The sequence below is a fragment of the Pseudoalteromonas undina genome (assembly GCF_000238275.3).
Taxonomy (GTDB): Bacteria; Pseudomonadota; Gammaproteobacteria; order Enterobacterales; family Alteromonadaceae; genus Pseudoalteromonas; species Pseudoalteromonas undina.
Genome location: NZ_AHCF03000001.1, coordinates 92237 through 117611 on the forward strand (window position 1 = coordinate 92237; position 25375 = coordinate 117611).

The 25375-nt window shown below is 40.5% G+C and carries 25 protein-coding genes; 11 read left to right on the top strand and 14 right to left on the bottom strand.

Annotated elements, in window-relative coordinates; all coding sequences use genetic code 11:
- Positions 1 to 53 precede the first annotated feature (53 nt).
- Both PUND_RS00455 and PUND_RS00460 read left to right on the top strand, forming a co-directional pair.
- Positions 54 to 359 (top strand): DUF6482 family protein, encoded by a 306-nt coding sequence (locus PUND_RS00455; RefSeq protein ID WP_008109023.1) that lies wholly within the window; start codon positions 54 to 56, stop codon positions 357 to 359.
- Between the two features lie 40 nt (positions 360 to 399).
- On the top strand, positions 400 to 819 hold the full coding sequence (locus PUND_RS00460) for a GNAT family N-acetyltransferase (RefSeq protein ID WP_010392627.1): 420 nt from the start codon (positions 400 to 402) through the stop codon (positions 817 to 819).
- Positions 820 to 833: 14 nt separating this feature from the next.
- On the opposite strand, the gene PUND_RS00465 is transcribed toward PUND_RS00460, so the two are convergent.
- From PUND_RS00465 to lptM, 7 genes are all read right to left on the bottom strand, one after another.
- Positions 834 to 1193: a HopJ type III effector protein gene (locus tag PUND_RS00465; protein WP_010392629.1), complete on the bottom strand. Its 360-nt coding sequence runs from the start codon at positions 1191 to 1193 to the stop codon at positions 834 to 836.
- A gap of 74 nt (positions 1194 to 1267) precedes the next feature.
- Positions 1268 to 1972 carry an HAD-IA family hydrolase gene (locus PUND_RS00470; RefSeq protein ID WP_041709606.1) on the bottom strand — a complete coding sequence of 235 codons (705 nt, stop codon included), beginning with the start codon at positions 1970 to 1972 and terminating at the stop codon, positions 1268 to 1270.
- Between the two features lie 10 nt (positions 1973 to 1982).
- Entirely contained in the window at positions 1983 to 2927 is a 945-nt protein-coding gene (locus tag PUND_RS00475) for a tyrosine recombinase XerC (protein ID WP_010392632.1), read from the bottom strand.
- Positions 2924 to 3535, bottom strand: a complete 612-nt coding sequence (locus PUND_RS00480; RefSeq protein ID WP_010392634.1) for a DUF484 family protein — start codon at positions 3533 to 3535, stop codon at positions 2924 to 2926. Before PUND_RS00480 ends, PUND_RS00475 begins: the two co-directional genes overlap by 4 nt.
- Complete coding sequence (gene dapF / locus PUND_RS00485; RefSeq protein WP_008109029.1) at positions 3532 to 4362, bottom strand: diaminopimelate epimerase; 831 nt, start codon at positions 4360 to 4362, stop codon at positions 3532 to 3534. The genes PUND_RS00480 and dapF overlap by 4 nt, the downstream gene beginning before the upstream one ends.
- Positions 4363 to 4426: 64 nt before the next feature.
- A complete protein-coding gene (lysA, locus tag PUND_RS00490) occupies positions 4427 to 5680 on the bottom strand; it encodes a diaminopimelate decarboxylase (RefSeq protein ID WP_010392636.1) in 1254 nt (417 codons plus the stop codon).
- The gene (gene lptM, locus PUND_RS00495) at positions 5681 to 5860 is read right to left on the bottom strand and encodes an LPS translocon maturation chaperone LptM (protein ID WP_010392638.1); all 180 of its coding nucleotides are present in this window, start codon (positions 5858 to 5860) and stop codon (positions 5681 to 5683) included. It abuts the gene before it with no gap.
- Positions 5861 to 6008: 148 nt separating this feature from the next.
- Between lptM and cyaY the strand changes: the two genes are divergently transcribed.
- From cyaY to add, 8 genes are all read left to right on the top strand, one after another.
- On the top strand, positions 6009 to 6332 hold the full coding sequence (cyaY, locus tag PUND_RS00500) for an iron donor protein CyaY (RefSeq protein WP_008109036.1): 324 nt from the start codon (positions 6009 to 6011) through the stop codon (positions 6330 to 6332).
- The gene (locus PUND_RS00505; protein WP_010392641.1) at positions 6329 to 6985 is read left to right on the top strand and encodes an alpha/beta hydrolase; all 657 of its coding nucleotides are present in this window, start codon (positions 6329 to 6331) and stop codon (positions 6983 to 6985) included. The genes cyaY and PUND_RS00505 overlap by 4 nt, the downstream gene beginning before the upstream one ends.
- 23 nt (positions 6986 to 7008) lie before the next feature.
- Entirely contained in the window at positions 7009 to 7914 is a 906-nt protein-coding gene (locus PUND_RS00510; protein ID WP_010392643.1) for a DUF2914 domain-containing protein, read from the top strand.
- 59 nt (positions 7915 to 7973) lie between these two features.
- Positions 7974 to 8912 carry a hydroxymethylbilane synthase gene (gene hemC, locus PUND_RS00515; RefSeq protein WP_010392645.1) on the top strand — a complete coding sequence of 313 codons (939 nt, stop codon included), beginning with the start codon at positions 7974 to 7976 and terminating at the stop codon, positions 8910 to 8912.
- Positions 8912 to 10750, top strand: coding sequence for a uroporphyrinogen-III C-methyltransferase (locus tag PUND_RS00520; RefSeq protein WP_010392646.1), 1839 nt, complete (start codon positions 8912 to 8914; stop codon positions 10748 to 10750). The genes hemC and PUND_RS00520 overlap by 1 nt, the downstream gene beginning before the upstream one ends.
- Positions 10747 to 11853, top strand: a complete 1107-nt coding sequence (locus PUND_RS00525; protein WP_010392648.1) for a heme biosynthesis HemY N-terminal domain-containing protein — start codon at positions 10747 to 10749, stop codon at positions 11851 to 11853. The genes PUND_RS00520 and PUND_RS00525 overlap by 4 nt, the downstream gene beginning before the upstream one ends.
- A 46-nt stretch (positions 11854 to 11899) precedes the next feature.
- On the top strand, positions 11900 to 14566 hold the full coding sequence (locus tag PUND_RS00530) for an ATP-binding protein (protein WP_010392650.1): 2667 nt from the start codon (positions 11900 to 11902) through the stop codon (positions 14564 to 14566).
- A gap of 119 nt (positions 14567 to 14685) precedes the next feature.
- Positions 14686 to 15687, top strand: coding sequence for an adenosine deaminase (add, locus tag PUND_RS00535; protein WP_010392653.1), 1002 nt, complete (start codon positions 14686 to 14688; stop codon positions 15685 to 15687).
- A 66-nt stretch (positions 15688 to 15753) separates the two neighbouring features.
- On the opposite strand, the gene PUND_RS00540 is transcribed toward add, so the two are convergent.
- The 5 genes from PUND_RS00540 to PUND_RS00560 form a co-directional block, all read right to left on the bottom strand.
- On the bottom strand, positions 15754 to 16167 hold the full coding sequence (locus tag PUND_RS00540; RefSeq protein WP_010392655.1) for a CBS domain-containing protein: 414 nt from the start codon (positions 16165 to 16167) through the stop codon (positions 15754 to 15756).
- 159 nt (positions 16168 to 16326) lie between these two features.
- Entirely contained in the window at positions 16327 to 17040 is a 714-nt protein-coding gene (gene fre, locus PUND_RS00545) for an NAD(P)H-flavin reductase (protein WP_010392658.1), read from the bottom strand.
- Positions 17041 to 17135: 95 nt separating this feature from the next.
- The gene (gene ubiD / locus PUND_RS00550) at positions 17136 to 18602 is read right to left on the bottom strand and encodes a 4-hydroxy-3-polyprenylbenzoate decarboxylase (RefSeq protein ID WP_010392659.1); all 1467 of its coding nucleotides are present in this window, start codon (positions 18600 to 18602) and stop codon (positions 17136 to 17138) included.
- Between the two features lie 71 nt (positions 18603 to 18673).
- A complete protein-coding gene (locus PUND_RS00555) occupies positions 18674 to 20704 on the bottom strand; it encodes a methyl-accepting chemotaxis protein (protein ID WP_010392661.1) in 2031 nt (676 codons plus the stop codon).
- 67 nt (positions 20705 to 20771) lie between these two features.
- Entirely contained in the window at positions 20772 to 21050 is a 279-nt protein-coding gene (locus PUND_RS00560) for an MliC family protein (RefSeq protein WP_010392663.1), read from the bottom strand.
- Between the two features lie 117 nt (positions 21051 to 21167).
- Here PUND_RS00560 and PUND_RS00565 point away from each other — a divergent pair, with 117 nt between their 5' ends.
- Positions 21168 to 22070, top strand: a complete 903-nt coding sequence (locus tag PUND_RS00565) for a DUF808 domain-containing protein (protein ID WP_010392664.1) — start codon at positions 21168 to 21170, stop codon at positions 22068 to 22070.
- Positions 22071 to 22091: 21 nt separating this feature from the next.
- Here PUND_RS00565 and PUND_RS00570 read toward each other — a convergent pair whose 3' ends face one another.
- Together PUND_RS00570 and PUND_RS00575 are read right to left on the bottom strand one after the other, a co-directional pair.
- Positions 22092 to 23033 carry a tetratricopeptide repeat protein gene (locus PUND_RS00570; RefSeq protein WP_010392665.1) on the bottom strand — a complete coding sequence of 314 codons (942 nt, stop codon included), beginning with the start codon at positions 23031 to 23033 and terminating at the stop codon, positions 22092 to 22094.
- 135 nt (positions 23034 to 23168) lie between these two features.
- Positions 23169 to 25244 (bottom strand): TonB-dependent siderophore receptor, encoded by a 2076-nt coding sequence (locus tag PUND_RS00575; protein WP_010392667.1) that lies wholly within the window; start codon positions 25242 to 25244, stop codon positions 23169 to 23171.
- Positions 25245 to 25375 lie beyond the last annotated feature (131 nt).

Consider the following 25375-nt stretch of genomic DNA (forward strand, 5'->3'; position numbering starts at 1 on the left):
CAAAGCTGCGTATTGATTACTTGGACAGTTAATTTAACAGTAGGTAGGTTAATATGGGTATTCAATTTTCAGAACTAAAAAAGCATCAGCCATTACAAAAAGTGGTGGTTCATTCACTGGAAATGGCCTTGTATCAAGTGTCTGTTGTCATTAATAATGTTGAATACTATGTACAAGAAAGCGATGGTGAATTTGTAAAGGCAGTCAGCCCATTACATATTCAAAAACGCTTTGAAGACATTGCCTACGCGCAAATGATGCTCAGGCATACCAGCGCTTATGATGAAATGTGTGGTCAACCGGAAAAAATTTCTAGCAATATGCTTGAAGTTCCCTTTGGACAAAATAACCTGTTTTAACATCAGGTATTTGCTAAAATAGGTCTATTTGGAATAGCCAATGTACCTATTGCAGGCAGAAAATACTGAGCAATTAAACCAAGCACTGCGTGTTAATATGCTTGAGTTTAATACTCAACACTTCGACGCAGAGCGCCAAGCTATTGGCTTTAAATATCTCGATAAACAGCATGAATTAGTTGCCGGTATAAGTGGTCATGTATTTGGCAATTGGCTGCTAATAAGTTGGTTGTGGTGTGCTGAATCGGCACGAGGCAATGGCTTGGCTGATTCGTTATTAACATCACTTGAAAATGCAGCAATTGAAATGGGTGCCGTTAAGGCTCAGCTTGACACCTTAGACTTTCAAGCCAAGCCTTTCTATGAAAAGCGTGGTTATCAGGTTAAATATCAATTAAATAATTATCCGCTCAGCGGTACGCGCTACTTTATGGAAAAGCCGCTGGTAGCGGCTAAATAATGCTGATTTGAATATTACTCTTTTGTGGTTAAAGGCGTGCCATCAAAGCTAATGCCTAAAAACGGTGTTGCCTCGGGCGCTAACATAAACGTACGAATATTCATGTGATCATCGGCACTTGGGTTGTCTAGTACATCTTCGCGGTAAAATTTACCAAAACAATCTAAGGTATTTTGTTTACTAAGACCGTTGAGCTTAGCAAATGCAAAAATTTTGCACGAACCGTTATTTTCACTCGCAGAGCTTAATAACCCATGGTTACTGAAGCTGCATGCTGTAAAAGTATAGTGCTCATCAATAACGGCCATAGTATCAGCAAAGCTAATACTTTTTGGCTCATCTGCGAGCGTTGTTAAATAATCTGTGAGCGTCATACGCTGTCCTTGTTATTATAATATGTCGTTAATTAACTAACTCTAACTTATATTATTAGTAAAACAAGCATAGGTTATATTAAATGGGTTAACGCATGAATGTTGGTTATTTCAATATCAGCCAACCCTTTGTAGGCATAAGTTTGTGCTTGATTATTCAGCCATACAGACTGACAGCCAGCGTTGTTAGCACCTTGCACATCGCTATCAAGGCTATCGCCAATGTGTAACAGTTCGCTGTTTTTAATATTTAAATGCGTTGCAGCCTGATCAAATAATGTTGTGTGCGGTTTTGCTTTACCGTGCAATCCTGCCTGTAGGACTAGTTCAAACTTGTCTTTTAAATTAAAGCGTTCAACCTCAACATTGCCATTGGTAATGGCGATTAATCTGTAGTGCTGACCTAGTTTATCAAGCAACTTCAGTACGTCTGTGCTCACAGTAATATTGCTTCGCTCATCAGCAAATGCTTGATACGCCTTATTTGCATGATGCTCTATTTCATCACCTTTAAAACCCAATTCAGACAATACTAAGCGCAAGGTATGCTTACGCCATTGTGTGACGTCATCAATCAGCTCTGGCTGCTGTAGTGCTGCGAGTTCACGGCATTGCTGCCAAAACTGTGGTCCTTGTTTTTTGTAGCCTGGTAGCGCATTTAAATAATCAATTTGCGCCTGAACGGCTGCGGTTATGATAGGGCGGTTATCGTACAAGGTATCGTCTAAGTCAAAACTTAGCACAGAAAAAGGAGAAATTGCGCGATTAAATCGGATCATAGTTGCTGCTCTAATCGGTTCTTTTTTTAGCACGTGGGTGGGTGTTATCGTACACCTTGGCTAAGTGCTGAAAATCTAAATGAGTATAAACTTGGGTTGCAGATAAACTACTGTGGCCTAATAATTCTTGCACTGCTCGTAAATCCCCAGACGACTCTAAAATATGCGACGCAAATGAGTGGCGTAATTTATGCGGATGAACTTGCGAGCTAATACCTTGCTTTATCCCCCACTCTTGCATACGCAAACGAACTTGGCGTACAGAAATACGGCTTTTTTTGCTACTCAAAAATATTGCATGTTCATCTGAGCCCATAAATAGTGGGCGAACTGCTAGCCAATTGTTTAACGCCTCAAGTGCTTTAGAGCCAACCGGTATTAGGCGTTCTTTGGCGCCTTTGCCTCGCACTAATATTTCACCGCTACGAGTGTTTATATCTTGCATGTTAGCGCCAACTAACTCACTAATGCGTAAGCCTGATGAATACATTAGTTCCATCATCGCTTTATCACGAATGGCAAGTGGATCATCATCGGGTATTTCGAGTAAACGAGCCATTTGGTCAACATCAAGGTTTTTAGGTAAAGGCCGCGCAAATTTAGGGCCTTTTATGCCCTGTGCCGGATTATGGTAATGCACTTGCTCAGTAATATTTTTTGCTTTTAAAAATTTATACAAACTACGTATGCAGCTTAATTTTAAGCTGATTGTTCTGCCACTTAATTGTTTTGCCCGCAGTGCCATACTGTAACGACGAATATGCTCACTTTGTACCGCAAACCAATTGTCGCACAGTTTATTAAAATACAAGGCGGCAAAACCTAATTGGCTGACATACTGATTAACAGTGTGCGCTGAATATTGACGTTCAAATTTTAAGTAATCACTAAATAATGTAATGGGTGTACGCCAGTTATCGCTTAAGTCGCTTATATTTGGCGCGTTATCGCTCATGCCAGTTCCAGTAACCGTATTTGCAATGAGCGCACAAAATCTAATACAAATAAGTTATCTTGTGAGGGCTCAAAGTGGTTTTCATCGTGGCTGCCAAAAGCCAAAATTGCGTAGGGGTTACTCGGCTCACCAATTAAATAAAGTGCGGTCGATTGGGTATCATTGTTGAAGAGTAAGTCGCGTTCTTGCTGATTTACACGGCCTAAATAATGATTACTATCTGACAGTCTATGCTTTACTAACTCTTCAAAGGCATTATCGTATCTAACGAGTTTGCATTCATTAATAGTCGGGCTCATACAAATAATATTGCGTAAGTTACTGGCCAGTGTATTAAAGTCGTAATTACTCCACAGCTGTCGGTGACATTGGCTAAATAAACGATAAACCAGTTCATTCTGGGTCGCATTTTTGCTCATGCTGTCTATTTGATTTTTTAGCTGTGTATTGTGCTCGCGTAATTGGCGCTGCTGAATATGCACTAATGAAGTAGCACCCTGTACTTGCTGTTGTAACTCAAGTTGCGCTAACAGCTTAGGTTGCTCAATTAAAAAATCAGGATGCTGTTGTAAGTAATCTATTACTTGCTGTTTAGTTAATTCACTCATAGTGCAACTTGCCCATCAAATACATGTTCAGCGGGACCTGTCATACGCACTGGATGGCCCTCGCCACTCCAGCGCACTTGTAAGCTACCGCCGGGTAAATCAACTTGTACTGTACTGGTGAGCTTATTTTGGATAAAACCAATCACCATGGCAGCACACGCGCCGGTACCGCAAGCAAGTGTTTCGCTTACACCACGCTCCCATACTCTGAGTTTAATGTGCTCTTGAGAGATAACCTGCATAAAGCCAATGTTCGCGCGTTGTGGAAAACGCTCATGGTTTTCAAGCAACGGGCCTAGGGTATCCACTTGGGCTGTTTCTATATCGTCTACTTCCATTACGCAATGAGGGTTACCCATAGATACGGCACCACTAAAAACGGTATGCTCTTCTGCGCGAATAATATAAGTCAGCTCACGTTTGGTTGCTTTGAGTGGAATTTTATTTGGCTCAAAATTAGGGTGACCCATATTAACGGTTACTTGACCGTCTTTTTCAATATACAGGGTGAGATTACCAGACTTAGTCGACACGCTGATTTTATGTTTATTGGTTAAGCCTTTCATGCGTACAAAGCGGGCAAAGCAGCGCGCACCGTTACCACATTGTTCTACTTCGTGGCCGTCAGCGTTAAAAATACGATAGTGAAAATCGAGATCGGGTGAGTAAGGGGCTTCAACCATCAGTAGTTGATCAAACCCAATGCCGAAATGGCGATCGGCCAGCTTTTTGATTTGATCACGGGATAAAAAAACGTTTTGTGTAATGTTATCAATCACAACAAAGTCGTTACCTAAGCCGTGCATTTTGGAAAAATTAACTAACATAGCGCTCTAATTCGGTTTTGCTCTGTGCTAATCATGCCACAGAGCAGCTAGTTGGCAAAAACGTTTATGGTAAAACTTTCTCACCTTGGTATAAGCTTTCGATAGTTTCGCGTTCGCGAATAAGGTGATGTTGCTCACCATCGACCATTACTTCGGCAACTCGTGGACGTGAGTTATAATTTGAGCTCATGGTAAAACCATAGGCTCCAGCGCTTCGCTGTACTAACAAATCACCTTGTTTGAGTGCCAGTGGTCGGTCTTTACCTAAAAAGTCACCGGTTTCACACACCGGGCCAACCACGTCATAGTTGTGGGTAGGTGTTTCGTCATCACGCACTGATACAGGAATAATTTTTTGCCATGCTTGATACAGTGATGGGCGTAACATGTCGTTCATACCCGCATCTACAATTGCAAAATACTTGTCTTGATTTTGCTTAATAAACTCAACTTGTGTAACTAAAATCCCCGCGTTTGCGGCAATGGCTCGCCCAGGCTCAAAAATCAGTTCTAGGTGACGGTAATTTGCAAGGCGCTGCGTTACTTGTGCTGCATATTCACTTGGGTGTGGAGGTTGTTCGTCGTCGTAGGTTACTCCAAGGCCTCCACCTATATCTAAATGGCTTAGCTCAATACCTGCATTTTTTAATTCATCAATTAATGCCAGTAGTTTATCAAGCGCCTCTAAAAACGGTTTGGTTTGTGTAAGCTGTGAGCCAATGTGGCAATCTACGCCAACAATCGTTAAGCCAGGTAATGATACCGCATGTTGATACACACTTAATGCAGACTCGATTCCAATACCAAACTTATTTTCTTTAAGTCCAGTAGAAATATACGGATGTGTTTTGGCATCAATATCGGGATTAACACGAATAGAAATTGGCGCGTCTAAATTAAGCTCGCAGGCCACTTCTGAAATGCGCTCAAGCTCTGAAATTGACTCAACGTTAAAGCATTTAATACCTAATTCTAACGCATAAGCAATTTCGTCAGCCGTTTTAGCAACCCCAGAAAATACCACTTTGTTAGCAGCGCCTCCGGCTTTTATCACCCGTGCTAATTCGCCTTTTGAGACAATATCAAAACCCGCTCCAAGTCGTGCCAATATGTTTAACACCGCAATATTTGAATTTGCTTTAACGGCATAACACACTAGGCTTTTGTGATCTTGAGTCGCATTAGCAAACGCTAAATAATGGCGTTCAAACGTGGCTCTGGAATACACATAACACGGCGTACCATAGTGCTGTGCAATGGTTGCTACGCTGACATCTTCAGCAAATAGTTGGTTGTTTTTATAATTAAAAAAATCCATTTACTGCTCCTGTTGTTGTTCGGCGGGTGTTTGTTTGTTAGGAATGTCAGTTGGCTGGTTTTGTTCAGCAGGCTGCTCGGGTAAGTACAGCGGGCCGCTTTGGCCACAGCCAGCTAATGCACACAACAATACGGTGCTGATTAATAGTTGTTTTAATTGTAAGGTATATGTCGCTTTCATTAGATTAATACGGTTGCTGGCTTTATAATCGCAGAGTAACAGAATATCTAAAAAATGCAGCTATTCGCGGATGATTTTATTCCTGTTACACTAGCTCTATAAACATGCACCCATTATTTAGGCGCCTCGCCTGCAAAGGAAATTAACGATGACTGATCACGAATATCACCAGTTAGCAGAAGCTCTTATGTTCACTATTGAAGAACAAGTTGATGATTGTGAAGCAGATTTAGATTATGAATCGGCTCAAGGTATTTTAGAAATTATTTTTCCAGATCGCAGTAAGATTGTGATTAATAAGCAAGCACCTTTGCACCAAGTATGGGTAGCAACAAAATTTAATGGTCACCATTTTGAAATGCGTGATGGGCAATGGATTGATAACCGCTCGGGTGCAGAGTTTTGGAGCTTCATTAACGAAGCGTCTACACGCCAAGCGGGTCAAGAAATTAAATGGCAATCAACACTATGAGTTTAGGGTTTGTAGAATACCCAGCGCAAAGCGCCCATAAAGCCACGGTGATTTGGCTGCATGGCTTAGGTGATTCAGGTGATGGTTTTGCACCTGTTGCCCCGCAGCTCGACTTACCTACTGAGTTAGGAGTGCGTTTTATTTTTCCGCACGCGCCTATGCAGGCTGTTACAGTTAATGGCGGTATGCAAATGCGCTCATGGTACGACATTAAATCTATGGATTTAGATAAACGTGCCGATGAGCAAGGGGTTAGAGAATCAGCTGCAAAAGTTGAGCAACTCATTACACAAGAAATTGCTAACGGCATACCTGCCAGTAAAATTATTTTAGCGGGCTTTTCGCAAGGTGGCGTTGTATCGCTTCATTTAGCACCGCGTTTAGAACAAAAGCTGGCTGGTGTAATGGCGCTGTCAACCTACATGTGTGTGCCACATAAATTGGCAGATGAAGCAAAACAAACACAGTTAAATATATTTATGGCTCATGGTAGCCAAGATGACGTTGTACCGCATAGCGCGAGTAGAAGTGCGTTCGAAGTATTATCAACGCATAACATGGATGTAAGTTGGCAAGAATACCCAATGGGGCATCAGGTTTGTACACAAGAGTTACAAGCTGTGCGCCAATGGTTAATTTCTCGCTTAAGTTAGTTTAGGAGCCGCTGAGGGTCAAAATGAGTCAAAAAATAGTAATAACAGCAAATGTAAAACGTGAACCACAGGTAAGCGAACCCAACGTGAGCTATGAGTGGCATTGGCGTCGGATTGTGAGTATTTCTATGTTGGTGATTATGATCTCTGCAGCGGTTATTTACGGCCTGTCTAGCGCCGTGAATGCTGATCAAGGGACGCCGCATCCTAATGAGCAGCTTGATTTTACTGAGCAACAAACAGCAATTGTGTCGCTAAGCGATGATAATGCAGCACCAGTAGAGAGTGAAAAAGCCATAGATGCAGATGAGGAGCAGGTAAGCAGTGTTGCGATTGCAGACCCTAAAACCTTTTCCTCAGTTGAGCAAAAATCAGCTTCTATTACTGAACCGGTACCATCGGAGCCTGAAGTTCAACAAAGTATTATTAAGCAAGAAGTAGAGCCAACGATCACTGCTGAGCCTGAAGAAGCAACCATTGCAGCAATAGACACTCAAGCCCCTGAAGTTGAGACTGTTAGTGCAAAGCCAGTTGAGCAAAAGAAATTTGCTGCATCCGCACACATTGCTAGTGTAGCTGTGGGAGCCAAAATAGATACAGCCACAATTAGCCGTGCAGTTCTGACTCGCAGTGTCAGTAACCGTGAGCCAACCAATGTATTTGCCGCCGATGTGCGTTTAAATCAATTTGAAGAGTCGCTGTCATTTTTTAGTGAGCTTAAAAACTTACAGGGCCAGCAGGTAAAACATGTGTGGCTATTTGAAGGTGAAGTAATGGCTGAAGTGGCACTTAAGGTCACTTCTCCGCGTTACAGAACGTACTCAACTAAAAATATTATGGATACTCAATTAGGGCATTGGCGCGTTGATGTAGTTGATGAAAACGGGCTGCTCATCGCTCAAAAAGAATTTAGAGTTTTAGCAAATTAAATAGCCTTAGATTGAATAAGTTTTAATTCTAAAAGCTAGTAATTATTAATGGATATTTTATGACTGAAAAAACAAAGTTAGTTCGCATTGCCACTCGTAAAAGTGCATTGGCACTCTGGCAGGCTGAATTTGTAAAAGCGCAGCTAGAGCATTTTCATGATGACGTGCGTGTAGAGCTCGTGCCAATGTCGACTCAAGGTGACATTATTTTAGATACACCGCTAGCTAAAATTGGCGGCAAAGGTTTATTTGTAAAAGAGTTAGAGCAAGCCATGCTAGATGGCCGTGCAGATATTGCAGTGCATTCAATGAAAGATGTGCCGGTAGAGTTTCCGGATGATTTAGAGTTACACACCATTTGTGAGCGTGAAGACCCGCGTGATGCGTTTGTATCAAATAACTTTGTCAATATTGATACGCTACCACAAGGTGCTATTGTGGGGACTTCAAGTTTACGTCGTCAATGTCAAATTAGAGCGATGCGTCCGGATTTAGAAATTCGAGATTTACGCGGCAATGTTAATACACGTTTAGCTAAGCTTGATAGCGGCCAATATGATGCCATTATACTCGCAGCAGCAGGCCTAATTCGTTTAGAAATGGGCGAGCGTATTCGTGATTTTATTGAACCAGAAGTCTCTTTACCTGCTAATGGCCAAGGCGCTGTAGGCATTGAGTGTCGTATAGACGATACCGTGACGAAAGCATTGTTAGCGCCGCTTGAGCATAACGAAACACGTATTCGTGTTAACGCTGAGCGTGCAATGAACCGCCATTTAGAAGGGGGCTGCCAAGTGCCAATTGGTGCTTATGCATTGGTTGAGGGTGACCAAGTACACTTACGTGGTTTGGTCGGTGCGATTGATGGCAGTGAAATTTTACGCGATGAAATTAGCGGTCACGTTGATGATGCTGAAAAGTTAGGTGTAGAGCTGGCTAAAAAATTATTAGCACAAGGCGCAGATAAAGTTCTAGCTGACGTATATCGAGACGCATAATGAAACATATCTTGATAACTCGGCCCGAAGGAAAAGGCGCAGCCCTTGCAGAGCAACTTGAGCAAGCGGGTTATCAAGCGTCTTTATATCCAGTTTTAAAAATAACCTACTTAACGCCAACAAACGTTGAATTAAGCCCGCTGGTGAACGCTGACAAAATTATTTTTGTTTCACAGGATGCGGTGCATGCATTAAATGCACTTAAGCCTGCTATTAATACCAAAGCACAGTTTTATGGGGTTGGGCAACAAACAGCTGATACTATTTATGAAGTATTTGGTGTGCGTGCCGCACTACCAAAACAACATGACTCTGAGGGGTTACTCGCGCTTAAGTCTTTGGCTGATGTTGATGGCAGTAATATTGTGTTGGTCAAAGGTATTGGCGGGCGACCTGAAATAGCAAAAACCTTGAAGCAACGTGGTGCTTATTTAAATAATTGCGTGGTGTATCAACGTGAGCCAGTAGAGCCTAGCTCAGCTAACTGGATAGACCACTGGCAAAGCCATAATGTAAACGGTATAGTCATTACAAGTAATGCTGCAGTTGACGCCATATTTAATACTATCTCGGCGGCGCAACTAACATGGTTACAACAGTGCGAATTTTACGTTGCCAGTGAGCGCATAGGTACTTATTTACAGCAACAAAAAATAAATTCGACCCATATACATACTGCGGCAGGAGCTAGCGACCACGCTATGTTTACCTGCATTAATCAGCAAGGTAGCAAAATGAGTGAACAGTCAGCGACGTCAAAAGTAGAAAAAGCAGCGCAGCCAACAGCAAAAAACACCTCTAATACGACTAAAAGTGACTCTGTAAAAGCGAATAACCAAACGCAGAGCACTCCTCAAAAAGTAAGTAAAGTAGGTAGCGTTGCGTTAGTGATTTCCTTGCTTGTTGCCAGCGGTGTGGGTTATGAGTTTTATCAAAAGCTTAATGCCAGTAAAGTGCAAAATTTAGCAGTTAATACGCTGACAGAACAAAATAAAATGCTACAACAAGAGCTGCAAGCGCTTAAATCTGAGCAGCTTAGTTTGCAGCAAGCGTTGCTTAATAGCGAAGAACAAATCGCTATGGCACTCAATGAAAACTCTGTAAAAAATCAACAAGCATTAAAAGCCGCGCTGCAAAAGGTGCAACAAAGTGGTAATACATTAAATCCACAAGAGGTCACCAGCTTGCAACGCATGGCTGAATTTAAACTGTGGGCAGAACAAGATTACTCAGGCACCAGTGCCGTGCTTAAACGTTTAGATTCATTGTTAAGTGATCATTCTGGTACGCTTGAGTTGCGTCAAGCAATTACACAAGACATACAAACACTCGACAATATTAAACCCGTTGCGACAGAAGCGATTTATTTACAATTAAACAGCGTAATAAAGCGTATTGATGACTTGGTATTTAATGCGGTTAATTTGCCTGAAGAGGCGAGTATAAGTGATGAGAATGCACTCTCTGAAGATGTTAGTGATTGGCAACAAAACATTCTTAATAGTTGGAATAAAATAGTCGATAGCTTTATTACTATTCGCCATCATGAAGGCGTATTAATTGAGCCACTATTAACTGACCGAGAGCGTCATTTAATTACCCAGCGCATCAAGCTTAATATTACTCAGGCGCAAGACGCATTAATGGCTAAACAAGCTAGTATTTATTTTAACGCTTTGAATGATACAAAACGTTTGGTTAATGAATACTTTAAACAAGATGACGATGCAACAAAAGTGGTAATACAGACATTGGCCAATCTTGAAAAAGAATCGCTTAACTTTAACCCTGAAGTGACACTGCAAAGCACTCAACAAGTGAAGGAGTGGGCACAATGATAGGGCTGATTATTTTTATTGTCGCTATTGTGTTGGTGCTAGCGATTACCCCCTTTGTGTTAGATGAAAAAGGCTATGTGCTGATTTCATTTAACAATACCACCATAGAGGGCACAATTGTTTCGTTTTGTATTATGGCAGCACTGAGCGCAGCGGCTTTATATTTAACTTATAAGCTAGTGCGTTATTGTTTATCTATATACAGAAACACTAAGCATGGCTTTTTTGCGCGAAGCCAAGAGCGTAAACATGCGGCAATAGAGCAAGCATTGTGGAGCCTCATTAATGATGATTACGAGCAAGTAGAAAGTGCACTATCAAGCAATAGTGTGCCTGCTAAATTTGACGATATACGTTTAGCATTATTAGCAAAAGCCGCACTTGCAAATAATCAGCCAGATAAAGCGCTTGAGCGTTTATTTGAAATCAGCCCAGAGCAACAACTTAAAGTGGCTAAGTTATGGTTAGCTAGTGGCGACAGTAGTGTAATTGAGCCGCAAATACGGGTGGCTGCAGAATCTAAAAAAGCCACGGTACTTGATTTGAAGTTGTACACCGAAGTGTTAGTGCAACAACAGCATTTTAAATTGCTTGAAGACTTTTTACCGCGTTTATTACGCAAAAACGCCTTGAATGATACCCAGTGGCAGCAAGTGTTTTTAGCTTATTTTGCTGCGCAAGCAAGTGATGAGTTAACCGCTAAATATCAACATTTAGGTAAAAAGTTGCAGGCGCATGCGCACACGGCTTATTTAACCCAAATGGCCAAAACAGGGCAGCTAGCAAGCATCGAAAATGAGCTAATTAAATTACTCAAGCAAAAACAGCATGATGAGCTGGCTTATATTTTAAGTGAAACTGCACCAAGTAATGCTTATAAGCTGCAATCAAGTATTCAAGAGCGACTAAAAAAAGATGAGCATAATAATGCGTTACTATTAGCGTTAGCGTGTTTAGCCAATGCACAAGGTGATTACGACTTAGCAGCACGTGTTTTTGACAAAGCACTCAATAGCGAAAATAAAGCACAGTATCGACAACAAGCGATATTAAGTTATGAACACAGTGCACAATTAGATAAGGCACTTGTACTCTACCAATAATCAATTATAGTTATAAATCAATAATAAAAGCGCAGGAGCGACGGTTGTGAAAAATGTATTTACATTATCTTTTAGCCTCGCATGCGCTTATTTCTTTAGTGGTTATCTAAGTAACTTTTTATTCGCCGTTAACGGTTATGCGGTTGCCTCTTGGCCTCCGGCTGGTATTGCGCTGGCAAGCTTTTTACTATGGGGGCGTCGCGCTTATGCTGGCATTTTTGCCGGTGCGGTTTTTGTTAATTTAATTCACTTAGATAACTCCGCTGATATCTTAAATTGGCAAATATTAATCCAATCCCTCGGGGTTAGTTGCGCCATATTTTTTCAGGCTTGGCTTGGTGCATTCCTTATTACCAAAGTCATTAAAGCTCCCCTTAATTTATCTTCTTTAAAACTTAGTATTCAAAGCTTGGTGATTGGTGGGCCGCTATGTTGTGTCATAGCTGCTGGAGCAGGAACTAGTCTACTTGTTTTAAATCATTTTATTAGCACATCTGATGTCATCAGTACCTTTATTACTTGGTGGATAGGTGACTCAATTGGGGTGCTGATTTTTACCCCGTTAGTACTGGCTATATTTAACTATTCGCAGTTGCGTCATCGGCTACAAGTTATTTTACCTGCGTTACTTATTTACGCCATTATCAGTATTAGTTTTTATGGCGCGGCCAGTGTAAAAAAACAAAAAGACCTTCAAAAACAAGACGCCAAAGTACTAATGACGCAAAGTGCCATTAATCAGAAGTTAGATGAAGTGGCTGCTCATCTATCTTTGTTAGGTGCATTTTTAGCAAGTAGTGATCAAGTTAGCCACGATGAGTTTAATCATTTCACCTCTAAGCAGTTGAGCTATAGTGAAGAGATTTTAGCGTTAAATTGGGTACCAATGATTACTGCCAAGTCTATTAATGATCCTGCTGAATGGGACAAAAGTATCGTTATAAAGCAAAGAATGGCGAATGGACAGTGGCAACAAGCACCCTTTAGCAATACTTATTACCCCATAAAATACATTTATCCTATAAAGAACACGCAAGATTTGTTGGGCTTCGATTTGAGCTCTGATATAGATATTCGCGATGCCCTTAATAAAGCAAAAATTCTTAATGAGTTGGTACTGAGTAAACCATTTAAGTTAGCCCCTACAGATGATGAATTAAGCGTGCTTTTTATTTCTCCTGTATTTGGTGCTCCTGATATTGAAGGGGATTTCAAAGGATTTGTGATTGCACTCGTTAACTTAGCTAAGTTGTCGCAGGTACTTTCATTTGATAGTAGTGGCGAAGTCGCGATTAGCTTTACTGATATAAATAAAGTAGATAATAAACAGGCTCTTTATAGCGTTGAGCATGACTCAATGACGTTGCTAAAAGATTATCAGTTGTTAATTGGGCATCGGTTATGGCAGGTAGAAATATACCAACCTAAGACGGAGTCAACCTGGCTTATTTATTGGTTAGCACAGATAGTGGGAATGTTATTTGTTTGGCTATTGATTATGTTTTTAATTTCAGTGGTCGCCACCAATGTTCGTATACGCGAACAAGTGGCAAAGCAAACGCTGACTTTGCGTCAGGAAAAGCAAAAAGCCGATAAAGCCAGTGAGATAAAAAGTCAGTTTTTAGCCAATATGAGCCACGAAATTCGCACCCCAATTAATGGTATTAAAGGCATGCATTACTTAGCACTGCAACAGCGGGACTGGCCACTAGCAAAATCTTACATAGAGCAAGCTGATGGTGCGGTCAGCGTATTATTGAGAGTGCTTAATGATGTGCTCGATTTTTCAAAAATGGAGGCGGGTAAACTTGAGTTAGTGCAGGAACCTGTGGAGCTAAAGTCTCTAGCAAAAGAAGTTATGAGTTTAATGCAGTTTGAGGTCAGTAATAAGCCTTTGTCACTGCAAGTTGAGGTTGATCATGATGCTCCTTTTGTTGTTAATACCGATCCTATTCGTTTAAAGCAGGTGCTGCTGAACTTATTAAATAATGCCGTTAAGTTTACTGCTAAGGGCAGTGTCACATTAAAGATTTGGCAGTCAGCAAAAATGACTTATTTTAGTGTCAATGATACGGGGATTGGAATTAGTGAGGAGGCACAAAAACAGCTATTTAACCCATTCTCTCAGGCTGATAGTTCAACCTCACGCCAGTTTGGTGGCACAGGGCTTGGTTTAAGTATTTGTAAAAAATTAGTGGAACTGATGGGAGGAGCAATTGATTTAAAAAGTAGTGAAGGTCACGGCTCTACTTTTACCTTTAGTTTACCGCTTCATTCTCCGTTACCTAAAGCACAATATTATTCAGGTAAGTTAGATAAAATAGATATAAGCAACCTATCACTGGCGAAGTATCGCTTACTACTCGTTGAAGATAACCCATTAAATCAACATGTGGCTACCGCTATTTTAGAAACCAAGCAGGGTGTTGTTGATATTGCTAATAACGGACTTGAAGCGATTAAAATGCTAAGCGATAAAAGGTACGACTTAGTATTAATGGATATTCAAATGCCACAAATGGATGGCTTAAAGGCAACGAAAGTGATTCGTAATGAATTAGGGTTTTTAGATTTACCTATTATTGGCCTATCTGCTAATGCGCACGAAGAAGATGCTAAAAAAGCGATTAACGTGGGGATGGATAACTATATAACAAAACCGATTGATGCAGATGCACTGTTTAAAATGATTTGGTTTTATTTATCACGTTAACTCTTTTTATATAAAAAGCAGACATAAGACCTCCAAGCGCTATTTTAAGTATTCTACACTTGAAATATTACTATACCTGCGTATCATTCGCGCAATTTTAATTCAACCGAGTAGCTATTATGATCAATAGAAAAATACCTTTGCTAGATATTCACCGTCATTTAGATGGTAATGTACGCGCGCAAACCATACTAGAACTTGGTCGTCAGTTTAATATCGCTTTACCAGCGGACAATGTTGAAGCACTTATTCCTCATGTTCAGGTTATTGATCCTGAGCCAAACTTAATGGCATTTTTACAAAAGCTTGATTGGGGAGTGACGGTACTAGGCGATTACGATGCCTGTAGACGTATTGCGATAGAAAACATTGAAGATGCGCAAGCGCAGGGTCTTGATTATGTAGAGCTGCGTTTTAGTCCTTATTATATGGCTCAAAGCCAAGGGTTACACCCTCAAGGCGTTGTTGAAGCAGTGGTTGATGGTATCCGAAGTGCAACAAAAGATACTGATATAAAAGCAAACTTAATTGGTATTTTGTCTCGTACATACGGAGTTAAAACCTGTCAGCACGAGTTGGACGCGTTACTTGCCTTTAAAAATGATTTGGTTGCAGTGGATTTGGCCGGTGATGAAATTGGTTATCCTGGCGAGTTGTTTGTTGATCATTTTAAGCAAGTACGTGATGCATATTTGGCTGTTACTGTGCATGCTGGTGAAGCGTTAGGTGCTCCAAGTATTTGGCAAGCATTAAACGAGCTTGGCGCAAGCAGAATAGGCCATGGTGTTAAAGCGATTGAAGATCCAAAACTAATGGATTATTTACGCGATAACCGTATTGGTATTGAATCGTGCTTAACCAGTAATATTCAAACCAGTACAGTGAATGATTTAACCAAACACCCACTTAAGCAGTTTTTAGATCATGGTATTTTAGCTTGTCTTAACACGGATGACCCAGCTGTTGAAGGCATTGAAATTGAGTACGAGTACGCAGTGGCAGCACCAAAAGCAGGTTTGTCACAAGCCGATATGGAAAAAGCGCAAGCGAATGCGCTTGAAATTGCCTATTTAAGTGACGCTGATAAAAACGCACTTAAAGCTAAAGTCGCACAGCGTTAAGTTGCTTATATTATCCAGAGTTCAGGTTATATAATTAAAAATGCCACTGTTTACAGTGGCATTTTTTTATATGTGCGTATTACAACTAACGTAATTATTATAAAGTGCTTTTAATATATCGGCACGGCTGATCATACCTACCACTACACCGCCATCGATCACGGGGTAATTTTTAGGCTTACCAGGCTTCATTTGTTCTGCTAATTCCATAATATTGGTATCGCCGTTCACGGTTACCACATCTGTTTGCATCAACTGCGATACTTTAACCATACCATCACAAAAATAACTACTTTGCATTAAGGGTTTAAGTAATTCTTGCTCTGAGATAAAGCCAACGAGCACCTTATTATCATCAAATACCGGCGCGCCTAGTAGTTTAAATTTTTCTAGCTCTGCTATGGCTGTGGTCATTTCTGTATTAGGGGTGATATGAGGCAACTTATGTTGCATAAAATCTTTTACTTTTGTATTTAACATTTAGGTTTCTCCCGCTTAATGTTCTGTACAAAGTATGGTTTATAGATTGGATTTTAGGAAATTGTTTATGTTGATGAGCTTAATAGGTAATAACAATCACAGTGCTAGCAATTAAAACAATTAAGGCACCCTAAGGTGCCTTAAAATAATGCGCTAATGTTACTTTATAAACGCGAATGCATCTGCGTACATGTTTTCACGAGTGGCGCCATGATTTATAAAATCATCACGTACTATGCCAATCATGTCAAAACGACCTGCCATGTAAATATCGTAAGGTTCTAACGAGATGATATCGTTCATCACCGCTTTATGAACATAACCAGTGTGGCCAGTCCAGCTGTCGGTAGGATGCTCTACTACAGGAATAAATTTAAAGTTTTCACGGCTATCTGCCCATGCTTGCATTTCGGTATGTGCATATAGCGCCGACTCTTCTTTTACTCCCCAGTAAAATAGCACCGGGCGCTCACAGTTGATTTCAGCTAAATGCTCGGCCATTGACTTTGCGTAAGAAAAACCAGTACCGCCGGCGAGTAAAATAATTGGACGCTCGCACTGCAAACGCAGCTGAGAAATACCTAAACCAGCTTCAATAGTTACGGTTTGGTTCTCGTTGTGGGCACTACGAAGGTGTTCTAATGATTGCATCGCGTAAGAGTCTGCGTTTGATGCGCCAATGTGTAATTCTAATGCATCAGTTTGTGAGGGGCGGCTCGCGATTGAAAACGCACGTTTATCTTTTTCACCTAAAACCAACTGTAAATATTGACCAGCTTCAAATGCTACAGGCTGTTGCGGCTTTAAAATAACTTTATGAACAAATTCTGTTAGTGGGCTGATAGAAACAACTTCAGCGAGTAATGTTTGCATGTTTTACCTTAAATTAGCGGATACGCACTTTATTTGAGCAATAATAGCATATCCGCAGGGTGAGTTTATAGCCTAGAGGCCCTAGACCAAAGTCGTTAAAGAATATCTAAGCTATCCCAAAGCTCATCAACTCGATCCTTAGTGGCTTGATCCATTACAATAGGTTCGCCCCATTCTCGAGTTGTTTCACCAGGCCATTTATTTGTTGCATCCATACCCATTTTTGAACCTAGGCCAGATACGGGCGATGCAAAATCTAAATAATCAATTGGTGTGTTTTCAATTAACGTCGTGTCGCGCGCAGGGTCCATACGAGTAGTGATAGCCCAAATTACATCGTTCCAATCTCTAGCGTTAATATCATCATCACAGACAATAACAAACTTAGTGTACATAAATTGTCGTAGGAATGACCAAACCCCCATCATTACGCGCTTGGCGTGACCTGGATATTGTTTTTTCATTGTTACCACGGCCATACGGTACGAACAACCTTCTGGCGGTAAATAAAAATCGACAATTTCTGGAAATTGCTTTTGTAAGATTGGTACGAATACTTCGTTTAATGCCACCCCTAAAATCGCAGGCTCATCCGGCGGACGGCCAGTAAAAGTACTATGGTAAATAGGGTCTTTACGATGTGTAATATGAGTGACTGTCATAACAGGGAAGTCGTCGACTTCATTGTAGTAGCCTGTGTGGTCGCCATATGGACCTTCCGGCGCCATTTCTCCAGGCATAATATGCCCTTCAAGTACGATTTCTGCACTGGCTGGTACTTGTAAATCATTCGAGATTGACTTAACTACTTCAGTTTTACTACCACGTAGTAAACCTGCAAAGGCATATTCGCTTAACGTATCTGGAACGGGGGTAACAGCGCCTAAAATAGTCGCAGGATCTGCACCTAATGCCACCGAAACAGGGTAGGGCTGGCCAGGGTGTTCTTTACACCACTCTTGAAAATCAAGCGCGCCACCGCGATGAGATAACCAACGCATAATGATTTTATTTTTACCCAATAGCTGTTGACGATAAATCCCTAAATTTTGGCGCTTTTTGTGAGGTCCTTTGGTAACGGTTAAACCCCAAGTAATCAAAGGTGCAGCATCGCCAGGCCAGCAGTGCTGAATAGGAAACTTAGTTAAGTCAACGTCGTCACCTTGTAAAATAACTTGTTGGCAGGGGGCTTTTTTAACTTCTTTAGCCGGCATATTAAGTACTTGCTTGAATACCGGAATTTGTCCGAGCGCTTCTTTAATGCCTTTTGGCGGCTCAGGCTCTTTTAGAAATGCGAGTAATTTTCCAACTTCACGTAATTCACTCACATCTTCTTGGCCCATACCCATAGCTACACGCTTTGGGGTACCAAACAAGTTAGCTAAAACGGGAATGTCGTACCCTTTAGGGTTTTCAAATAATAAAGCAGGGCCTTCGGCACGCAGTGTGCGGTCAGCAATTTCGGTCATCTCAAGATACGGGTCGATTTCTTGGCTGATGCGTTTTAACTCGCCTCGTTTCTCAAGTAAATCGATAAAATCGCGCAGATCTTTGTATTTCATTGTGGGCCGTTACTTAGCAAAAAGTTAAAAGTATTATACCCAGTTCATACAAGCCAAGTCATTAGCTGCGCTTAAAACTTAAAGCGCTCTACTGCACCTTTTAGTGAGTGTGCAAGTTGGTTAACGTCTTCACTTTCGCTTGCTAGGGTCGTTGCATTGTTGGCATTTAAGGTGGCCTGCTCGGTTACCTTAGCCATTATTTGTTGAATATCGGTGCTGTTTGCCAGTTGTTCATGTGAGGCACTTGCAATCTCTTTACTCATGGCATTAACCGATACCAGCGTGCTCTTAATACGCTCAACGGCACTATTTAGTTCAGTACTGTTTTCAACGCAATGCTTAGCCTGTTGTTGGCCATCATTTATTTCAGTTTGAGTGGCTTGAGTATGCTGCTGTAGAGTGTTAATCATGGTGGTAATTTCGCTTGTAGAACTTTGTGTGCGGGCTGCAAGCGAGCGTACTTCATCGGCTACTACGGCAAAACCTCGACCATGTTCACCAGCACGTGCCGCTTCAATTGCGGCATTAAGTGCCAGTAAGTTAGTTTGCTCTGCAATACTGCTAATGGTATCGACAATGGCACCAATTAGTTGCGTATATTGAGCTAGTTCTTCTGTACTGCTTACTGCTCTATCTAAGCGGCTTAAAAGTGCTTCAATGCTTTGGCTATTATTATTTGCAATGTCGTTAACGTCATTGGCAAATTGCGAGGCATTAGTAATTTCATTAGAGGTGCTTTGCGCTTGTTCGTGTACGGCTTGAGAACTTTGCAACATTTGCTGTGCTAATGAGGTTGCTTGTGCACTACGTTCCAGCTGTTGCTTAGCAACAATGGTCATTTGCTGGCCTTTTTCGCTGGTTTGAATAGCTGAATTATCTAGTTCGTAAGCATCGTTACTAATGGCTTTTATTAAGTGAGTTAAATCATCACAAAGCTTATTAGTGTTATGCATCAGAGTACCAAATTCATCTTTACTGCGGGGGTTGCTACGCTTAGAAAAGTCACCTGAGGCTATGTGAGCAAGTTCTTTGTTTACCTTTTTAAGCGGTTTTAGCATGGCGTTAGTAGTAAAAACTGAAATAATAATCAGCAAAGCAATTAAAACAAACGCAATAATAATCACTAAACTAGAGCCGGTATTAATCGCTGACTTAGCGCTCTCTTGTAGGGAGTTAAAGCGTATGTCAGCCAGTTTATTAAGCTCAATCAGTTGACTTTCAATACTAATAAATGCCTGTTGAAAGCTTTCAAACCGCTGATCAACTTTATCTTTATTATTGAGCACAGCATTTTGCAATGCATACAGCCCATCAGGATTATTTAATAAGCTGCTTAAATCGTTAAACGCTGTAATTAGTTCATTAGCGTTGAGTTTATTAGCAATTGGGGCGGCTTGTTGCTCTAAGTAACTAAGATTAGATTTAATATTATCGAGTAAAAAAGAGGTATCTTGCTGATGATCGTTTATATTTTCTGAAGTTGTTATTTGCCCAATCCCTTTGACATTATTATTTAAAGTAAATAATAAATCATCAACACGAGTCGCAGTGCCAAATACTGCATTCAAAAGTGATTGCTGGTTGCTCTCAACGTTTATGAGCTCTATATCAAGCAAGCGGTTACTGAGTTCACGAAGCTGTTCATTAAACGTAATTGTTAGTGCTGCGGCTGAGCTTTGCGCCTTAAATCGTTGCTCTTTTGCTGCAAGCATTTGGTTGCTTATTGTATTTAGCTGGGCGAAGTCTTTGTTAATAGCTGTAAGAAGTGTTTGCATACCTTGCTGCTGGGCAACTTGTGCTTTTAGTGTTTCTAATTTACTAAAAAACTGCGTTTGTTCAGCGTGTGCCTGCTTTTTATTTTCCAGCAGTAAATTAAGTTTAGTTTGGCTATAAGCAATGGCATTAAATTTAGTGATAGAAAGGAGTGATAAACGAAGGTCTTTACTGGCTTGTTGTACAGGCACTGCCAACGCTTCTATACGTGTGTTAGTGATATTAATTTGATTTAGCGACCAGTAAAAAAATATGCAGCTAGTAAGCATTAACAAGCCAATGGCTGAAAAGGCTAAAATTATTTTATGTTTTATAGCGAGAGATTGCATAACTTTATCAACAATATTAAGACTTTTGTTAGTGTAGCAAGTTTTTTAATTTGATGTTAGTTATTGGTTAATTGCTGCTGCATTGGTATTTTTTGCCGTTAATTATTAGCATTGCTTGCTCTCCTTTACTCCAAAATAACACCTCTTGATTAATGTATTTACTGCCTGAAGCACTCACCTCATGATTCAATATGTAATCATGATCATAAAAGCTCAGCTTTGCTTGCTTGTTGCTAATAATATCAAGTTTTGCAGGTGCGTTATCGCAAACATAGTTATTTGTAACTGGCTGCTTATTGCATGCAGTCAAAGCTATTAGAGCAATAATAACGATAGCGTGTTTCATTGGCTGTGCCTTATTGAGTCCCTTGTTTAATTAAGAGCTTAACAAAGCTAAATTAACCGTTGGTGAAAATATAGCTTTACGTTATGTTTAAGATCTTATTTTTAGTTAGGAAATTTCATGGCTGGCACCAACCTTTTAACATTACTGGATGATATAACGACTTTGCTGGATGATATTGCGACCATGAGTAAAGTTGCGACAAAGAAAACAGCCGGAGTACTTGGTGATGATTTGGCACTTAATGCTCAGCAAGTTACTGGGGTTACTGCTGATAGGGAGCTGCCCGTTGTATGGGCAGTGGCAAAGGGGTCGTTTTTAAATAAAGCCATATTAGTCCCTGCTGCGTTATTAATTAGTGTGTGGTTGCCTTGGCTAATTACTCCACTTTTAATGATAGGTGGCTTATTTTTATGTTTTGAAGGCGCAGAAAAAATATTTTTATCTCATCATGCAGAAGCGACAGAAGGTGCTGAAAATTTAGACCTGGCAGAGTATGAAAAACAAAAAGTTAAAGGCGCCATTCGTACTGATTTTATTCTTTCCGCCGAAATTATTGTTATTACATTAGGCACGGTCGCAGGGGCGACATTAATGAACCAGGCGCTGGTATTGAGTGTGATTGCCATCATTATGACAATTGGTGTTTATGGACTGGTAGCAGGGATTGTAAAGCTTGATGATGCGGGCTTATATTTACTTAATCAATCCAAACTCTCCGCAAGTAAGTTTAGAGAATTACTCGGTAAAGCCTTATTAGCTGCAGCCCCACGGTTAATGCAGTTTTTAGCCTTTGCGGGCACAGTGGCAATGTTTTTAGTGGGTGGTGGAATTTTAGTACACGCAATTGAGCTTTTGCATCATACCCAAGTGGATGTAACTCATTATGCGCAGTCGGTTGCTGGTAGCACAGGAGAAATACTAGCCCCTTTAGTATTTGACGGACTGTTAGGAATAGGTGCTGGTTTGGTTCTTGTGATTGCGCATGTCGCTTATACTAAGTTATTTAAAGCAAATAAGTAGCGGTGGTAACGCTACTTTATTTTATTCGCACTGAGTTGTTTTGCATAGTTGCTCAAGTTCGTATTTAGCTTTGCTATTACCTTGAGCAATGGCTTTTTTATACCAATAAATCGCTTGCTGAATGTTCTTTTTTGTACCTTGTCCATCACGATACATTTGAGCAAGATTTAGTTGACCCCATTGTGAGCCTGAGTTTGCTGCTAGGTTAAAGCTTTCAAGCGCTTCGTTATATTGCTTATCTTTATAGTAAATAATCCCTTGCTGATTATTCTCATCGAGCTTTAAGCCTTTATAAAGAGGTTTAGGTTTAGGTGGAAACATCACAAACCCGCCATAAAGTGAATATGCTTGTGGGCGTAGCACGTCAAATATAATGTCATCTTCGTATAAACGTTTTATTTCATTACGAGGCAGAGTAATAGTTTGAGAAGAAAAGTAATCTCTTTGTACTAATAAACTTGCACGCATCGCTGTGGTAATGGCACTAGTGCGCTTATAGCTGTAATTACTCACCTGAAACGTTATAAATTGCTCATCAAAGCTGAGTACTTGCGCAACTTTTAAATTAGTGAGTGTCCATGGTTCGTGAGTGAACTTATCGGCTTTAACTAAATAGGTATCATAAGCTTTTGGGGAGGTTAAATAGCTTTGTTTTAGTGCTTCAGTGTTGAGGTGCTTTTGATAAAAAAATAACGCCCCCCATAGTAATAAAATTAATCCAATACAGTATTTTGGTAGGCTAAGTTTTTCAAACAGAGGTAACGTTTTAATATTGATAGCCTCACTATGTCCGCATTGATAGCACTCGCGTTTATAGCTTAACTTGATCGGAAATATAGGAAAAATGGTAAAGCGTAAAAAGCGACTTTGATTAACTAAGTGATAGCTGTTGTTGTTGCAGTCGGGGCAGCACTGAACGTGTGTAAAATGAGGGAATGACTGACTAGTATTGAAAAGCAACATAATAAGGCTCCTTGTTAATTTACAACTTTAGAGCAAGTGATAAATTAGTAAAGCAGCAAACTGTAAGTAATTATGTCATATAGGATTAGTTTATATAGCCCATACTTTTTAATATGGGCTTTGTAGAGAATCAGCTTAGAAGCTAAATTGTGCAGCTAAACGCACACTTGTGCCTTCACCTACGGTAACGTTATTTAAACCGCCACCGGCTAGGTAGTTTTTATCGAATAAGTTCTCAATATTTAAACGTAAGTTAATATCGTTGTTATTTAAGTTAAGCTTGTAGGTTGCGCCAATATCAACACGAGTATAACCCTCTTTTGTTACGGTGTTAGCGTTATCAGCAAAACGCTCTCCTTCGTAGAACGCACCTGCATTAAAAGCAACAGCGTCATTGAGTTCATAACGTGTCCATAAAGAGGCAGACCATTTTGGAGCATCAGTAGGGCGTTTGCCCTCTAATTTTTCATCACGCTCATAGTTAGCATCTAAATACATGGTTGATGCCATAATAAATAAACGGTCAGTTGCAGCGCCCTGAGCTGCAAGCTCAAAACCTTTATGGCGTTGCTCACCTGCCTGTGTGGTGATGCTCGTTATATCACCGATAGGGTTAATAAGATCTTCGCTCACTAAGGTACCTGTTTTGCTAATATCAAATAAGGCACCGCTAAGCATTAATCGGTCATCAAACAGTTGCCATTTCACCCCAATTTCCTTTTGCTCAGAGGTAATAGCATCGAGCTTCATACCGTTATTAACATCTTTATCATTTACTAATGTTTCGTTTTGCGGCTCAAATCCTTCTGAGTAACTTGCATAAACAGTTGCAGAGGCATTTGGATGGTAAAGTACACCAACTTTAGGTACGAACGATTCGTTATTGCTGTTTTCTTTACTTTGTTTATCGTAACGACCACCCAGTGATAGTTGCCATTCTGGTGAGAATGAAATTAAATCTTGGATATAAACCCCGTAGTAGTCGTAAGCAGATGAGCTAATAGTGTCATCTGATTTGTAACTTATATTTGGGCGATTAGGCTCATTTTGATCGGCAGAAAAATTAATCGTATCAGCAGATGTGCGTAATTGGCCGTAGTAATAATCCAGTGAGTTAACGCCTACAAGTAATTGATGATGTAAACCCACTGTTTCAAATTCGCCAATGAAGTCAATAAAAGCAGTTTTAAACTGCCAATCATCGAAGCGATCGTAAGGACGTGACTGGTAACTATCACCTTCGATAAAGTCACTTGGCTTACGTGGTGCTGACTCAAAGCGCTGGCGTTCAAACGTTTGCTCATTGTAGCCTAAATTTACTTGCCAGTTATCGGTTAAAAATACTTTGAAATCAATACCCATGTTTTCAACAGTAATGTCGGTAAAGGCCCATGACATATCACGAATTGTTTTGTCATCGCCAATAATGTTGGCATCATTATCTATCCAAGCGCCAGTATCTAAGCCTGCTTCGTCATCAGTGCGATCATAATGAACACGTACTAGGGCATTATCGCTAATATCGTAATCAACCACTAAGGCACCTAAAAAGCGATCGCGTTCGCGGTTATCACCATTTTGGTATTCTCGCCAGTATTCAACATCTTGTTTTACTAATACACCACGGGCACGTAAATCTTCAGCCTCGGTGAGTGCGCCGCCAGCATCAAGCATAAAGCGAGTTGAACCATGTTGGTCAACATCGGCACTGGCACTAAATAGCGTTTGTGCAGTTGGCTTTTTAGTTACCATGTTAACTAGGCCACCGGGGCCTGATTGCCCATACAAAATACTTGAAGGACCTTTAATAACTTCTACTTGCTCTAAAATTTCAATGGGTTGTTGGTAATGAGACCAATGCTGGTGGCCATCACGCAGGTAGCCGGTTGATGAGCTTAATTGAAAACCACGTAAGTTAAATACTTCTCTGTTTCGTTGTTTAGACCCTGCAGTTAAACTAGCATCATTGGTCAATACTTCACCAAGAGTGGTTGCTAGTTGCTCATTAACGATTGTGTCAGTGATTACGGTAACTGACTGTGCGGTATCGAGTAATGAGGTTGAGGTTCTCATTGCCCCACTGGCATTATCTACTTTGTAGTCGTTGAAGTAGCTACCTTTAACTTCAATGCGTTCTATATTTGCGGTGTTGGCAAATGCATTTGCAGAGGTGCTGGCTAAAAGTGCAATAAAAAGAGGGTTAAGTTTCATTAGTGGCTTCCGGCTTAGAATTATTAGAGTAGTAAAACGCCGCAGATCTTAATGAAAACAACTATCATTTGCAATATCTTTATTGCAACTTTTAATCGTACGTTGCTAATGGTTGCTAATTGTTAATTCTG